The organism is Shewanella cyperi (assembly GCF_017354985.1).
Lineage (GTDB): Bacteria > Pseudomonadota > Gammaproteobacteria > Enterobacterales > Shewanellaceae > Shewanella > Shewanella cyperi.
The window spans coordinates 2,671,847-2,685,908 of record NZ_CP071501.1; the positions used below are offsets into that span (position 1 = coordinate 2,671,847).

Genomic DNA, 14,062 nt, shown 5'->3' on the forward strand with positions numbered 1-14,062 from the left:
CTCAGTTAATAGGATCCTGACAACCTAATCCCGCGTTGAGCATCTCGACCAGTGCCTGCACATTCAAGATGCCACACATTTGTTCTTTCACCACGCCGGCAAGCCAGGGCCGCTTTCCTGCCTTGCTGCGCCAATTGACCTCGGATTGCTTTATTCTCACTGAATTGACCAGTGATTCACAGGCGAGGCCCCAATTACTGTCTTCCAATAGTACAAGATATTGATAATTTACGGTTTGCGCCAGCTCTTCATCGTATTTTTCTGGCATGACCCAGGCGCAAGTGTCCACCAGATTCAGCTGTGACTCCCTGTGGGTTTGCACTCCCAGGAACCAATCCGGACGTCCGAAGATCTGATTGATACGCTCAACCTTAACTATGCCACCCAGGCTGACCAGGGGTACCGCCAGTGTCAAACCTGCAACCTTAAAAAAGAGTACCTGAAACTCTTCATCCAATTGTTGCTGCAGGTCATAGGTCAGGCTTGGCGGTTCGCTGCCGGTTTGCGTCTCGGGAATAACCTCGGGCACCATCTCGGGCTCAAGGCGCTGCGGCACAACCTGAGCCTCAACCGCTTGAGTGGTGACCTCAGTTTGAGCAGCAACTGCGACTTCAAGCTGTGGCGCAGGCGCTGCGTCAACTTTTACCTGCTGCAGCACAGGGGCCAGCAATTTTTCCAGGGTTTGTTTTTGCAGCACATCCGCAGGTACCGCTTTCGCGGCGACTCCGGCTGTCACCGGCGCAGGCTCCTGCTGTTGAACGGCCGCTTGTGGGGCTGCAGCGACTATTGCGGCCTGTCTCGCCAGCGGTACTTCGGCAGCGCGCGTCAAAACGTCCAGTGAAGATGCTAATGCTGGCTCTGTTGACTGTGACGGCTCGGTTTCCGCCAGCAGTATCCGGAAATAATCGATTACGGTATCGTCAACCGATTTTGACATGGTCAAACTCTCCGGCCATCAGAAAATCCAGCAAACGCTCATAGGCCTTCACACCGCGGCTGTGGGCAGCGTAGTGTGACGCAGGTAGATGTGCCAGGCTGGCATCGCGAAACTTGGTGTCCACCGGCACCACATCGGGCCACAGGGTATCCCCATAGTCCTCTGCCAATTGTTGCAGTGCCGCCGGAGAGGCCTTGGTGCGCCTGTCGTACATGGTCGGCACCACGGTATAACTGTAACGGGTCTGTTTCGAGCGTCCCATCAGCTCCATGGTCTTGATCATCCGGTCGAGACCTTTAATAGCCAAAAATTCAGTTTGCACCGGGATCACTATGTGCTGGCTCGCCGCCAGGGCATTGACCATCAGCACCCCCAACACGGGCGGACAGTCAATCAGGGCCACATCATAATCATCATCAACCAATTGCAGCAGGTTGCGCAGCACCAATCCCATGCCCTCCTGGTGGCCAAGCGCCCTGTCCAGGGTCGCCAATGCCATGGTGGCGGGCAAAAGCTCAAGATTTTCAACCAGGGTAGGTACTGTGTGTTGCCGCACCAGCTCCCGTGTCAGGTGCTTGTGCGCAAGAAATACGTCGTAGAGCGAGCCGGGCACCTCTTCCGAGTCTATGCCCAGGTAATAACCCAGAGAAGCATGGGGATCGGTATCAATCATCAATACCCGCTTGCCCCTTTTGGCCAGGGTTCCGGCCAGGCTGGCAACTGTGGTGGTCTTTCCGACCCCACCCTTTTGATTCGCGATGGTCCAGACTTTCAAGACTCAGGCCCCCGAAATGCGCGCATTTATTATCAGTGTTTTTCTTCTCTGGTGGTGACCCTGATCCCGCCATGGGGCAGATTGATCACCTTCACCCCATCGGCACTCTCGGAGACAACCACAGGTTGCAATGAGGGGGCGTCAGGCTCATCAGTATGAGGCAAGTCGCTGACCGGTTTCAACGGCGACAAGGGTAATTGTTCTTGGGGTTGCGATGAAGTCCCAGCGGCAGGATCTTGCTGTTGCTGCTTACGGGCATCGCGGATAATGACATCGGTAGCGTCAGGATGCCGACTCAGCCATTCGGCAATGGCCTCGGCCTGCGCATCGGGCACCATCAGCAGCACCTGGCTGTTTTGCAACCTCTGTATTTCCTGTTGCAAGACACGATTTTTGCGCTGTACATCCAGATACAGCGCCAGGACTGCCACCAGGGCAAGACCGAGCAAAAACAGCCACAGTCTTCCCACTGTTTGCTTTTCAGACACGGCCCGACTCTTTGAGTATGGCATCGGCCATGCTTTCAAGGGCAATGGACTGAGTGGCAATACCGGCTGCAGCCACGGCCTGAGGCATGCCATAGACAACACAGCTGGCCTCGTCCTGAGCCCAAATGGTCGCACCGGCGCTCTTGAGCATGCGGGCGCCCTCTCGACCATCTGCGCCCATGCCGGTCAGCACCACAGCCAAGACATCGCCGCCGTAGGCCTTGGATGCCGAGGCAAAGGTGATATCCACACAGGGCTTGTAATTCATGTCGGCACTGCCGGCCACTATCTTGATCCGCCCCGTGGCGCCGGCTTTTTCCACCATCATCTGCATTCCACCCGGTGCCAGATAGGCACAGCCGGGCTGTAACACATCGCCATTGGCGGCCTCTTTTACCGAAATGCGGCAAAGACCATTCAGCCGGCTCGCAAAGGCGGGAGTGAAGGCTGCCGGCATATGCTGGATAAGCAAAATAGGATGAGGATAATTGGCCGGAAACTGGGTTAATACCTTCTGCAGCGCCACAGGACCGCCGGTAGAGGTGCCAATGGCCAGCAGCTTATAGCTCTTTCCACTGGCACGGATCGGCGCACTTGGCGAGGCTGTCCGCGGAAAAGATTGCGACAGTGGCGGACGAGTGCCCAGTGCTGGCCGTGTGGGCTCTGGGACGGCCACAGCAGGTCTGGATACAGGGCGATAAACCCTGCGTCTTCCCAGCGCCTTGACCCTTTGCTGTAACAGCTTGATGGCTTCGTCTTTATTGGTAGCAATGTCTTCGAAACGCTTGGGTAAAAAATCCAGCGCCCCCGCATCCAGTGCATCCAGCGTCGCCTTGGCGCCGTCGTGGGTCAGGGACGAAAACATCAAAATCGGAGTCGGCACCTTGGCCATGATTTCACGCACGGCTGTGATGCCGTCCATGACCGGCATCTCTATGTCCATGGTGATCACTTGAGGCTGGAGTTCCTGAGCCATTTTAACTGCCTCGGCACCATTAACGGCGGCGCCGATCACTTCCAGCTCAGGATCCTGGTTGACTATCTCGCTTACCCGTCTGCGGAAAAAGCTTGAATCGTCAACCACCAGTACTTTAATTGTCATTGGGGTACCCGTATTACTGCATTACTTCTTGCGGGCATAGTGCTTGAGCAGCCCTGGCACATCGAGGATCAGAGCGATACCACCATCGGAGGTGATAGTCGCGCCGGCCATACCGGGAGTGCCGTGCAACAAGGCACCCAGAGGCTTGATAACCACTTCTTCCTGACCGATAAGTGCATCCACCACAAAACCTATCTGCATGGTGCCCAGCTGCACTATCACCACATGGCCGTGCTTCTTGTCACCGTGTTTGAAGGTGGTTTTGTTTCGCCGCAACCAATGCTCCAGGTAGAACAAGGGCACGGCCTTGTCGCGCACTATGACCGTCAGCTGGCCGTCGACTATGTTGGTTTTGGTCAGATCCAGATGGAATATTTCATTGACGCTGGACAGCGGCAGGGCAAACACTTGCTTGGCCACTTCCACCATCAGGGTTGGCATAATCGCCAGGGTCAGGGGCACTTTGATTTCCAGACAAGTACCCTTGCCCTTCATGGAATCTATGTGCACAGTACCGTTGAGCTGGGTGATACGGGTTTTCACCACGTCCATCCCCACCCCACGACCGGAAATATCGGAAATTTCGGTTTTGGTGGAGAATCCCGGCGCAAAAATCAGATTGTAAGCATCATTATCAGACATCCGCGCAGCGGCATCCTCGTCAAGCACGCCGCGCTTGATGGCGATTTGCTTGAGCTTCTCGGGATCCATACCGGCGCCGTCATCTTCTATCTTCAGCAGTATATGATCGCCTTCCTGACTGGCAGACAGTGTAATGGTACCTGTGCGTCGTTTACCTGCGGCTTCGCGTTCGATGGGCATCTCAATGCCATGGTCCACCGAGTTTCGTACCAGGTGCACCAAGGGATCGGCCAGGGCCTCCACCAGGTTTTTATCCAGATCAGTCTCTTCACCCACCAAAATCAGGTCGATTTCCTTGTTCAGACTGCGGGCAAGGTCACGGACCACCCGAGGGAAACGACCAAAGACTTTCTTGATGGGCTGCATGCGGGTTTTCATCACCGCACCCTGCAGATCGGCAGTCACCAAATCCAGGTTTGCCAGCGCCTTGGACATTTCCTCGTCTTCACGGGTAACACCTAGACTCACGAGTCGATTGCGCACCAGTACCAGCTCACCCACCATGTTCATGATCTGGTCGAGACGGGCGGTATCCACCCGCACTGTGGTTTCACCCTGGGGCACGTTGGTCGCTGCAGCTTTTGCCTGGGCTGCCGGTGCTTCGGGCACTGCGGCAGCCTTAGCCATCTGGGGCTGAGGCGCTGCAGGTGTAACCGCAGCTACTTGCTTGGGCGCTGATGGCTTTGGTGCAGCTGGCTCTGCGGCAGATTTGCCGGGCCCGGTGCCCTTGCCATGCAATTCATCCAGCAGGCGTTCAAATTCTTCATCGGTAATCTCGTCGGCATCGACCTTGTCGGCAGCACTGACTTCCACTTTGGCCACTTCACCCTTGGCCGCGCTCTTGAATTTGCCGGCACCATGGAGCTCATCGAGCAAGGCCTCAAACTCATCATCGGTAATATCGTCACCTGACGGTGCTGAAGTGGGTTTCGCGGCGGCAGCTTTGCCTGCTACATCCTGTGGGACGCCAGTCTTGACGCCGGGTCCCTTGCCTGAACCGTGGAGTGCATCAAGCAAGGCCTCAAATTCAGCCTCGTTAATTTCATCAATGCTGGATTCGCCGCCACTGGTGTTTTTGGAAGCAGGCGCAGCCACTACGGGTTCAGGAATGGGTTCTGGTTCAGGTTCAGGCTCTGGTTCAGGCGCGGGTGCAGCCGCACCACCTTCGGAGGGAAGCGGCGCCCCTGAAGACAGGAGTTTAAGCTTGGCCAGCAACTCAGGAGAGGCAGGGTCTTGCTCCTGACCGGCCTGGGTTTGAGCAAACATGGTATTAATGGCATCGACCGCCTGGAGAATAATATCCATCAATTCGGCGGTGACATGACGCTTGCCGGTACGCAGCAGGTCAAAGGTGTTTTCCGATTCGTGGCAGACGTCAACCATGGGAGCCAATCCCAGGAAGCCCGCCCCCCCTTTCACTGTGTGGAAACCACGGAAAATCGCGTTAAGCAGATCCGTGTCACCGGGGTTATTTTCCAGCGCTACCAATTGTTCCTGCAGCAGCTCTAAAATTTCACCGGCTTCGATCAAAAAGTCCTGCAGGATCTCTTCATCTACGTCAAATGCCATTAAACTGACTCCTTAATCAGAAACCCAGGCTTGAAAGTAAGTCGTCGACTTCATCCTGGCCCGTTACCACATCCTGACGCGCCTCCGCGTTCATGATGGGGCCTTCGGCTTCTATGCTGCTTTTTGGGGGCTCGGTGGTTTCCTGGGGAGTATGTTCACCAAACACGGTCAACATGGAGACCAGACTGCTCTCCACCTCCCGAACCAACTCTATTACCCGACGGATCATTTGCCCGGTAAGATCCTGGAAATCCTGCGCCATCAGAATCTGATTCAAGAGTTCTCGCAGGCGGTTTGAATCGTTCTCGCTGCGGACCATCAACTGCTGTACATCGTGACAAAGCGCTTTGAATTCATTCAACTCTATATCACGGCGCATCAGTCTGTCCCATGCAGGAGTCACAGTCTGAATATTGTTTATCAATGCATCGGCCAGCGGCAGACATTCTTCAACGGCGTCCATGGTCTTATTGGCCGCCTGTTCCGTCATATCGATAACGTAATTGAGTCTTTCCTTGGCATCCGGAATTTCGGTATTGGCCAACTCCAACAATCTGTTATCAACCTGAAAGTCCATCAAGGCACTGTGAAGCTGGCGGGTGAGTTTTCCGACTTCATCAAACAACTCACGCTGCAACGGCATGGCAAAATCACGGAACAGCGCATCGGCCTGATCCTGCTCACCGGCGGACAAGAGTTCGACAAGCATTTGCGCCTGTTCGAGACTGATGAGCCCTGAAGTGTTTAGCTGCATAGCCCGTCCTTGCTTAACTGAGGCGCTCGAATATCTTGTCCAGCTTTTCTTTCAGGGTGGCAGCGGTAAATGGCTTAACTACATAGCCGTTTACCCCGGCCTGTGCCGCGGCAATGATCTGCTCTCGCTTGGCTTCGGCAGTTACCATCAACACTGGGATATTCTTCAGGTTTTCGTCGGCGCGAATGGCCTTCAGCAGGTCAATACCCTGCATGCCGGGCATGTTCCAATCCGTGACCACGAAGTCAAAATCGCCTTTTTGCAGCATGGGCAACGCTGTGGAGCCATCATCTGCCTCCTGGGTATTGTTGAACCCCAGGTCTCGCAACAAGTTCTTGATGATACGCCTCATCGTCGAAAAATCGTCAACAATGAGAATCTTCATATTCTTGTCCAAGGTTTCCTCCGGTGAGCTGACACTCTAAATGCTCAATTAGTAATTATACGTGTGTCCAATGCTTGAGTTTGCCCTTGAGTCGCAGCATAGCTTGGCTGTGTATTTGACTCACCCTGGACTCACTGACATCAAGAATGGCACCAATTTCTTTTAAGTTCAGCGCTTCATCATAATAAAGCGATAATACCAATGCATCTCTCTCTGGCAATTGTTTGATGGCCTCGACCAAAGCACCATGAAATTGGCTGTCGGCCAAAGAATCAAAGATGCCATCAGACTGCTCACCCTCTGGAACCAATACGTCCTGAGAGATGCCTAAATCTTCTATCCCTATGATTTTACCTACAGAAACATCGCTCAAGATATGATGGTACTCATCCAGCGTCATATCAAGTCTTTCTGCGATTTCTGTGTCCCGTGCATCACGGCCGAGTTCCTGCTCCAACTCATCTATGACCTGGGCGACCCGCCGCTGATTGCGATGCACCGAGCGGGGAACCCAGTCGCCACGACGGATTTCATCCAACATGGCGCCGCGGATCCTTATCCCGGCAAATGTTTCAAACTTGGCACCCTTGCTGCCGTCAAACTTAGTCGACGCCTCAAGCAGGCCTATCATGCCTGCCTGCAGCAAATCATCCAACTGTACGGAAGCCGGCAACCGGGCCAACATGTGGTGCGCGATTCTTTTAACCAGCGGTGCGTACTGTTCAACGATGGATGTTTTATTATCCAAAGCGGTATACGCCGCGGCTTTATTCACTCGATCTATCCTCTTGGTACTCAGGACGCTGCACCAAACGTTCAACAAAGAACTCCAGGTGACCACCCGGTTGTTGCGGAATAGGCCAACTCATAACCTTATTCGCCAGACCATGGTAGGCAATGGCCGCCGGTGATTTCGGATAAGCCTCAACAATCAGCTTTTGCTTGCGCACTGACTTTCGCAGGTTTTCATCGAAGGGGATAGTCGCCACCAGCTCCAGCGCCACGTCCAGGAACCTGTCGGTGACCTTACTCAGCTTGGCAAACAGTTCCATACCTTCACGCAGACTACGGACCATGTTGGCCACTATCTTGAATCTGAATACTCCGTGCTCACGGCTGAGGATCTTAATCAGGGCATATGCATCTGTGATGGACGTGGGTTCATCACACACCACCACCAGCACATCCTGAGCGGCGCGGGAAAAACTCAGCACCATGTCGGAGATACCGGCGGCGGTATCCACAATCAGCACATCAAACTGGGTGCGCATTTCGCTGAAAGCGCGAATGAGACCGGCGTGCTGCGCCGGGGTCAGCTCCACCATGGCCTGGGCGCCCGAGGTCGCCGGGATAATACCAATGCCCTTGGGTCCCCGGAGAATGATGTCATCGAGCTCCGCCTCGCCGGACAGCACATGGGACAGGTTCTTTTCGGCCCTCAGGCCCAACATGACATCCACGTTGGCCAGACCCAGGTCGGCATCCAGTACCAACACCCGCTTGCCCTTCTCGGCAAGCGCAACCGCCGTATTGATGGAAACGCTGGTCTTACCGACCCCGCCCTTGCCACCGCTGACGGCGATTACTTTGACTTTTTCGTTATATGGTTGATTCATCATACGTAAACCGCTTGCTTGATCCCGGGTCATAGCTTTACTCAAATGCATAGGTCGGTTGTTCTGCCCATTTCTTTTCTTTCACGGGTCTGTGTTCATTGTCATTCATGGCTGCCAGCGCTTGTTTGGCCAGCGCCAGGGTATCAGCCACTTGCATATCTTCAGGAACCCTTTGACCATCAGTCACATAACTCAACTGCAATCCGCTTTGGATCAGCACACTCAGGGCGCCTGCCAAAGAACAGGCTTCATCCAACTTGGTCAACACAGCCCCGGAAAGGGGGATCCTTTTGAAGTGTTCCACTGCATCCTGCAACACCCGCCGTTGTGATGTCGCTGACAATACCAGATAACTGCGGATCGGCAAGGCTCGGTTAGCGGTCAAGTTATCCAGTTGTTCCACCAGACGCATGTCCCTTTGCCCCATTCCTGCCGTATCTATCAATACTAGCTTGCGATTCCTGAACTGATAAAGTATTTGTTCCAACTCATTGAGATCATGAGCTTGCTTTACCGGACAGCCCATTATTTTGCCATAAGTTGCCAATTGCTCAAAGGCTCCAATGCGATAATGATCCGTGGTAATGAGCGCAACTTGATCTGGGCCATGTTGTGCAGCGAATCGCGCCGCCAATTTGGCGATGGAAGTGGTCTTGCCGACACCGGTCGGACCGACAAAAGCCACCACGCCACCGCGACGCACTATGTCATCGCCCTGGTTGTCCAACATGTTGGCCAGACTCTGGGGCAAGGCTCTTACCAGCTCCACAGGTGAGTAATGCTCGGACAGAGCTGCCAGCTTGGCTGCCACGGCAGGGGAAAACTCCGCGTCAATCAAACGGCTCTCCAGCATGGCCCCTACCGGATTGTTACGTTTCTTTTGCTCCGACATCAGGGCGGCAACCTGGTGGGTCAGCAAGTTACGCAGGGAACTCAGTTCCTCACGCATGGCATCCAGCTCTGCGCTGGGCTTTTGCTGGGTGCGCTGCTTATCGGGGGACGGTGTAAAAGTCGCAGGCTGGGGCGCCGATTTGGGCGCAGGTGCTTCAAGTCCGCGGGCCCAGGCAGGCATGTCCAGCTCACTTTCCTGTTGTCCGGTCAGCTGCTGCATACGGCTTTGTTGTTTTTCCAGCAGGGCCTGCAGGGAATCGGCGGGGGCTGCGGCAACTTTTTGACGGCTGGTTTTGACCGTGGGTTTGGCACCGAGCGAGACCCTGTCGTCGGCCACTTCATCAAAAGGGGAAATAGACTGAGGCTTGGCAGCAACCGGCTTGGGATCGTCGTAGTCTACGGCAGCAACAATTTCTATGCCACCGGTCACCTTTTTATTGGACATGATGACCGCGTCGGAACCCAGAGTCTCTTTTACCTGAGCCAGTGCCGCACGCATATCTTTGGCAAAAAAACGTTTAATTTTCATTATTTATCCCCTACTGACCCACCGCCGACACGATGCGGATTTGCTTCTCATCCGGCACCTCCTGATAGGATATGACCCTCAGGTTTGGAATGGTGTATTTCACGAATCTCGACAGGGTGGAGCGCAACATCCCCGAGGTCAGCAGAATGGCAGGTTGTCCTACCATTTCCTGTCTCTGGGCGGCATCAGCCAGTGATTGCTGCATCCGCTCTGCCAGGCCGGGTTCGATATTGGGTCCCTCTCCCCCGGTCGCCTGCATAGATTGATGCAACATTTGTTCCAACTCTGGCGCCAATGTTATGACAGGGATTTCCGCCTCGGGACCGGCGATTTCCTGCACTATCATCCGCTTGAGGGCGATACGCACCGCTGCGGTCAGCACCTCGGTATCATTGCTCTTGGTGCCGTATTCCAGCAAGGTCTGAACTATAGTGCGCAGATCCCGTACCGATACGCCTTCATTGAGCAGGTTCTGCATCACCTTAACCACATTGCCAAGTGACATCACATCCGGAATAAAGCCGTCAACCAACTTGGGTGAGCGCTTGGCCAGCATATCCATCAATTGCTGTACTTCCTCGTAACCGAGCAGCTTGGCGGCATTATTGGTCAACAGCTGACTGATATGGGTTGCCACCACAGTCGCGGCGTCCACCACAGTGTATCCCAGCGTCTGGGCGTGCTCCCTCAGCTCGGGCGCAATCCAGACCGCTTCCAAACCAAAGGCCGGATCGCGGGTTTCAATACCATCAAGCTTGCCGAATACCTGACCAGGGTTGATGGCCAGCTCGCAGTCATGGCGGACATCCGCCTCTCCGACCACCACACCCATCAGGGAAATCCGATAGGCATTGGGTGACAAGTCCAGGTTGTCACGAATATGAACCGCCGGCACCAGGAAGCCCAACTCCTGAGACAGCTTCTTGCGTACGCCCTTGATCCGACCGAGCAGTTCACCGCCCTGCCCCTTGTCCACCAAGGGAATGAGGCGATAACCCACTTCCAGACCGATAGTGTCAACATGACGCACATCATCCCAGCCCAGCTCCTTGGGTTCATGGTCGAGTTTTTCCACTGTACCTTGAGAAGCCTTTTCCAATGCCTTCTGCTTTTTCACTTCATTGCGTTTGTTGACCATATAGGCCGCCGCGGCAGTCAGCAGCGCAAAGGTCAGGAAAGCCAGGTGCGGCATGCCGGGCACTATGCCCATGATAAACAGCACCCCGGCAGCGATGGCCAGCGACTTGGGACTGTCAAACATCTGGCTCATCACCATCTGGCCCATGTCACCGGACTCATTTTGACGTGTCACCATCAACGCGGCGGCTATAGAGAGCAGCAAGCCGGGGATCTGGGCCACCAGGCCGTCACCTATGGTCAACAGGGTGTAGATTTCCACCGCGGTGGAGAAGTCCAGGCCATGTTGCACCATACCAATGACGAAGCCACCGAGAATGTTAATGGCCAGGATCATCATACCGGCGATGGCATCGCCTTTTACGAACTTTGATGCACCGTCCATGGCGCCGTAAAAGTCTGCCTCACGGGTCACTTCGGCGCGGCGGGTACGGGCTTGATCCTGGTTGATGATACCGGCGTTGAGATCGGCATCGATGGCCATTTGCTTGCCAGGCATGGCATCCAGAGTAAAGCGGGCGCTGACTTCGGAAATACGGCCGGCACCCTTGGTGACTACGGCGAAGTTGATAATGATGAGGATCAGGAACACCACCAAACCCACGGCATAGTTGCCGCCGATTACCACTGAGCCGAAGGCTTCAATCACCTTACCGGCGGCGTCACCACCGTTATGACCTTCGAGCAGAACCACCCGGGTCGATGCCACGTTCAGCGCCAGACGCAATAAGGTCGCAACCAGCAGCACTGTGGGGAAGGCTGCAAAATCCAGTGGCCTGTCGGTGTAAATGGCCACCAGCAGAACCACCAGAGCCAAGGCGATATTGAAGGAAAACAGAATATCGAGCAGGAATGCCGGGATCGGCAGCACTATCATGGCCAGGGCGGCCAACACCAGGACGGGAGTTCCCAGTCCCTTGATATTTTGGGGTTTAACCTGCTTGATTTGCCCGAGAGTCGCTAACAGATCCATTCACATTCAACCAGAAATTTGACGCTGTGGCAGGGATAAAGCAAAGAGCAGGCCAAGATGACTCAGTATTTCAAATCGTCCGGAATTGGCTGGTTGAGCGGAATGGGTTTGGGCCTGGTGCCCTTACCTTTCTGGTATTGCCGCAGCTGGAACACATAGGCCAGCACCTGGGCCACGGCGGTAAACAGGCCTTCGGGCACCTGCTGATCGAGCTTGGTGGTGTGATAAATGGCGCGGGCCAGCGGCGGCGCCGACACTATCGCCACCTGGTGTTCGCGGGCAATCTCGCGGATTTTGAAGGCCACATCGTCCACCCCTTTGGCGACCACAAAGGGTGCCGGCGAGCGGGTGACGTCATATTTGATTGCCACCGCATAGTGCTCGGGGTTGACCACTATCACGTCGGCCTTGGGCACCTCTGCCATCATACGGCGCATGGCCAATTCCCGCTGCATCTGGCGGATCCTGCCCTTGACCTCGGGCTTACCTTCGGTGTCCTTGTATTCGTCCTTGACTTCCTGCTTGGTCATTTTCAGCTGACGGTTGTGATTCCACAGCTGAAACGGCACATCTATGGCGGCAATGAGCAGCATGGAAGCACTGATCCACAGGAACATCCACATCACCAGCTTGAGGGCATGGAACACATTGCCCGGCAGATGGTCACTGGATAGCTGCATGATTTCGTTGAAATGCACCGAAAGCAGCATGTATGCCGCCAGCGCGACCACGGAAAACTTGGCAATGCCCTTCACCAGCTCCACCAGGGCCTGGACGCCGAACATCCGCTTGAAGCCGTTCATGGGGTTGAGTTTGTTGCCCTTGGGCATAAAGGCGCTGGCGGAAAAGGTGATCCCTCCCAGCACTATATTGCCAATAAAGGCAATCAGCGCCAACATCAGCAAAAATCCCAGCATGGGCAAGGCCAATTCCTTACCAATGGCCCCCCACACCAGCAACATACTCTGGGTGTCGTATACCTGATCGCGGGTCATGGTAAACACACTGCCCATCATCAGGTACATGCTGCGGGCAAGCATTGGGCCCATCATTAAAAAGCCGGCCGCTGCCGCCAGCAATACGGCGGCTGTGCCCAGTTCCTTGGAGCGGGCAACCTGACCTTTCTCACGCGCCTGTTCAAGGCGCCTCGACGTGGGTTCTTCTGTCCTTTCCTGACTGGTATCGTTCTCTGCCATGGTCTAATTCACCTTGCATTGAACGCGGCTGATATCGCACATAAGCAATTGGGCAGCCTGCCAGATTTCGTCGAAATGGCCCATGATGGGCTCCAGGGTCAGCCAGAGGATCAACAGACCACAGATCATGATGACCGGGAAGCCAATGGCAAAAATATTCAGCTGCGGTGCGGCCCGGGTCATGACCCCGAAGGAGAGGTTTATCAGCAACAGTGCCGTAATGGCCGACAGGGACATGGTCAGGGCAGCGCCGAACATATAGTTGCCCCACTCGGCCAGGGCCCGATAGCTGGAGATATTGATGCCTTCCATTGACACAGGCACCGTCTCAAAGCTGGCGATTAACATGCGGATCATCAGCAAATGCCCGTCTACCGCCAGGAATATCATGGTTGCCAGCAGCAGGAAAAAGTTGCCCACTGCCGGGGTTTGCTGCCCGGACCCCGGGTCCACCATGGAGGCGAAACCCAAACTGGTTTGCATACCCACTATCTGTCCGGTCAGCACAAAAATCTGGATCATCATCAGGCTGACAAAGCCCATGGCCGCACCGATAAGCACCTGCTGGGCACTGATAAATACCGAGCTCAGTGCAAAGAGTTCTCCAGAGGGCATCGGGGGCAACATGGGAGCGACAGCGAAGGTCATGGCCACGGACAACAGCAGTCTGACCCGGGCGGGCGTAGTGGTGGCACCAAATACCGCCATCACCATCAACATGGCGGCGATCCGGAACAGGGGCCAAAGATAGCCCTTGATACTGTCCATCAGTGTCGCCAGCAGCCAGTCCATATCAGCCCACGACCGAAGGGATCATGTTGACCATCTCGACAAAGAAGTCCATCAGGGTCTGCACCAGCCAATGCCCTGTGTACATCAGTGCCAACAAGGTGATAAGCAAACGCGGCAGGAAACTTAAGGTCTGTTCGTTGATGGAGGTGGCGGCCTGGAATACAGCGACAATCAGACCCACCACCAGTCCGGGCACCACAATGACGGACACCGCCATCACTATGACCGCCAGGGCGTCACGGAAGATATCAATCAGGGCTTCTGGAGTCATGTCCT

At 55.0% G+C, this 14,062-nt stretch carries 14 protein-coding genes; all 14 read right to left on the bottom strand.

Going from position 1 to position 14,062, the window contains the following annotated elements; all coding sequences use genetic code 11:
* Nucleotide 1: 1 nt before the first annotated feature.
* The gene (locus JYB84_RS11590) at nucleotides 2–937 is read right to left on the bottom strand and encodes a chemotaxis protein CheW (RefSeq protein WP_207320229.1); all 936 of its coding nucleotides are present in this window, start codon (nucleotides 935–937) and stop codon (nucleotides 2–4) included.
* Entirely contained in the window at nucleotides 921–1,712 is a 792-nt protein-coding gene (locus JYB84_RS11595) for a ParA family protein (protein ID WP_207320230.1), read from the bottom strand. Before JYB84_RS11595 ends, JYB84_RS11590 begins: the two co-directional genes overlap by 17 nt.
* Nucleotides 1,713–1,744: 32 nt before the next feature.
* Nucleotides 1,745–2,134, bottom strand: coding sequence for a membrane anchored protein in chemotaxis locus (locus JYB84_RS11600; RefSeq protein WP_407696034.1), 390 nt, complete (start codon nucleotides 2,132–2,134; stop codon nucleotides 1,745–1,747).
* Between the two features lie 58 nt (nucleotides 2,135–2,192).
* On the bottom strand, nucleotides 2,193–3,302 hold the full coding sequence (locus JYB84_RS11605) for a protein-glutamate methylesterase/protein-glutamine glutaminase (protein WP_207320232.1): 1,110 nt from the start codon (nucleotides 3,300–3,302) through the stop codon (nucleotides 2,193–2,195).
* 21 nt (nucleotides 3,303–3,323) lie between these two features.
* Nucleotides 3,324–5,513, bottom strand: a complete 2,190-nt coding sequence (locus JYB84_RS11610; protein WP_207320233.1) for a chemotaxis protein CheA — start codon at nucleotides 5,511–5,513, stop codon at nucleotides 3,324–3,326.
* A 16-nt stretch (nucleotides 5,514–5,529) separates the two neighbouring features.
* The gene (locus JYB84_RS11615) at nucleotides 5,530–6,267 is read right to left on the bottom strand and encodes a protein phosphatase CheZ (RefSeq protein ID WP_207320234.1); all 738 of its coding nucleotides are present in this window, start codon (nucleotides 6,265–6,267) and stop codon (nucleotides 5,530–5,532) included.
* 13 nt (nucleotides 6,268–6,280) lie between these two features.
* Nucleotides 6,281–6,664 (bottom strand): chemotaxis response regulator CheY, encoded by a 384-nt coding sequence (gene cheY / locus JYB84_RS11620; protein ID WP_207320235.1) that lies wholly within the window; start codon nucleotides 6,662–6,664, stop codon nucleotides 6,281–6,283.
* A 43-nt stretch (nucleotides 6,665–6,707) separates the two neighbouring features.
* Nucleotides 6,708–7,427, bottom strand: coding sequence for an RNA polymerase sigma factor FliA (locus JYB84_RS11625; protein ID WP_207320236.1), 720 nt, complete (start codon nucleotides 7,425–7,427; stop codon nucleotides 6,708–6,710).
* A complete protein-coding gene (locus JYB84_RS11630; RefSeq protein WP_228289602.1) occupies nucleotides 7,420–8,301 on the bottom strand; it encodes a MinD/ParA family protein in 882 nt (293 codons plus the stop codon). The genes JYB84_RS11625 and JYB84_RS11630 overlap by 8 nt, the downstream gene beginning before the upstream one ends.
* Nucleotides 8,302–8,305: 4 nt before the next feature.
* Nucleotides 8,306–9,688 carry a flagellar biosynthesis protein FlhF gene (flhF, locus tag JYB84_RS11635; RefSeq protein ID WP_207320238.1) on the bottom strand — a complete coding sequence of 461 codons (1,383 nt, stop codon included), beginning with the start codon at nucleotides 9,686–9,688 and terminating at the stop codon, nucleotides 8,306–8,308.
* A gap of 10 nt (nucleotides 9,689–9,698) precedes the next feature.
* A complete protein-coding gene (flhA, locus tag JYB84_RS11640) occupies nucleotides 9,699–11,798 on the bottom strand; it encodes a flagellar biosynthesis protein FlhA (protein WP_207320239.1) in 2,100 nt (699 codons plus the stop codon).
* Between the two features lie 62 nt (nucleotides 11,799–11,860).
* Nucleotides 11,861–12,994 (bottom strand): flagellar biosynthesis protein FlhB, encoded by a 1,134-nt coding sequence (gene flhB / locus JYB84_RS11645; protein WP_207320240.1) that lies wholly within the window; start codon nucleotides 12,992–12,994, stop codon nucleotides 11,861–11,863.
* A gap of 3 nt (nucleotides 12,995–12,997) precedes the next feature.
* Nucleotides 12,998–13,786, bottom strand: a complete 789-nt coding sequence (fliR, locus tag JYB84_RS11650) for a flagellar biosynthetic protein FliR (protein WP_207320241.1) — start codon at nucleotides 13,784–13,786, stop codon at nucleotides 12,998–13,000.
* Between the two features lies 1 nt (nucleotide 13,787).
* Nucleotides 13,788–14,057: a flagellar biosynthesis protein FliQ gene (gene fliQ / locus JYB84_RS11655; RefSeq protein WP_207320242.1), complete on the bottom strand. Its 270-nt coding sequence runs from the start codon at nucleotides 14,055–14,057 to the stop codon at nucleotides 13,788–13,790.
* Nucleotides 14,058–14,062 lie beyond the last annotated feature (5 nt).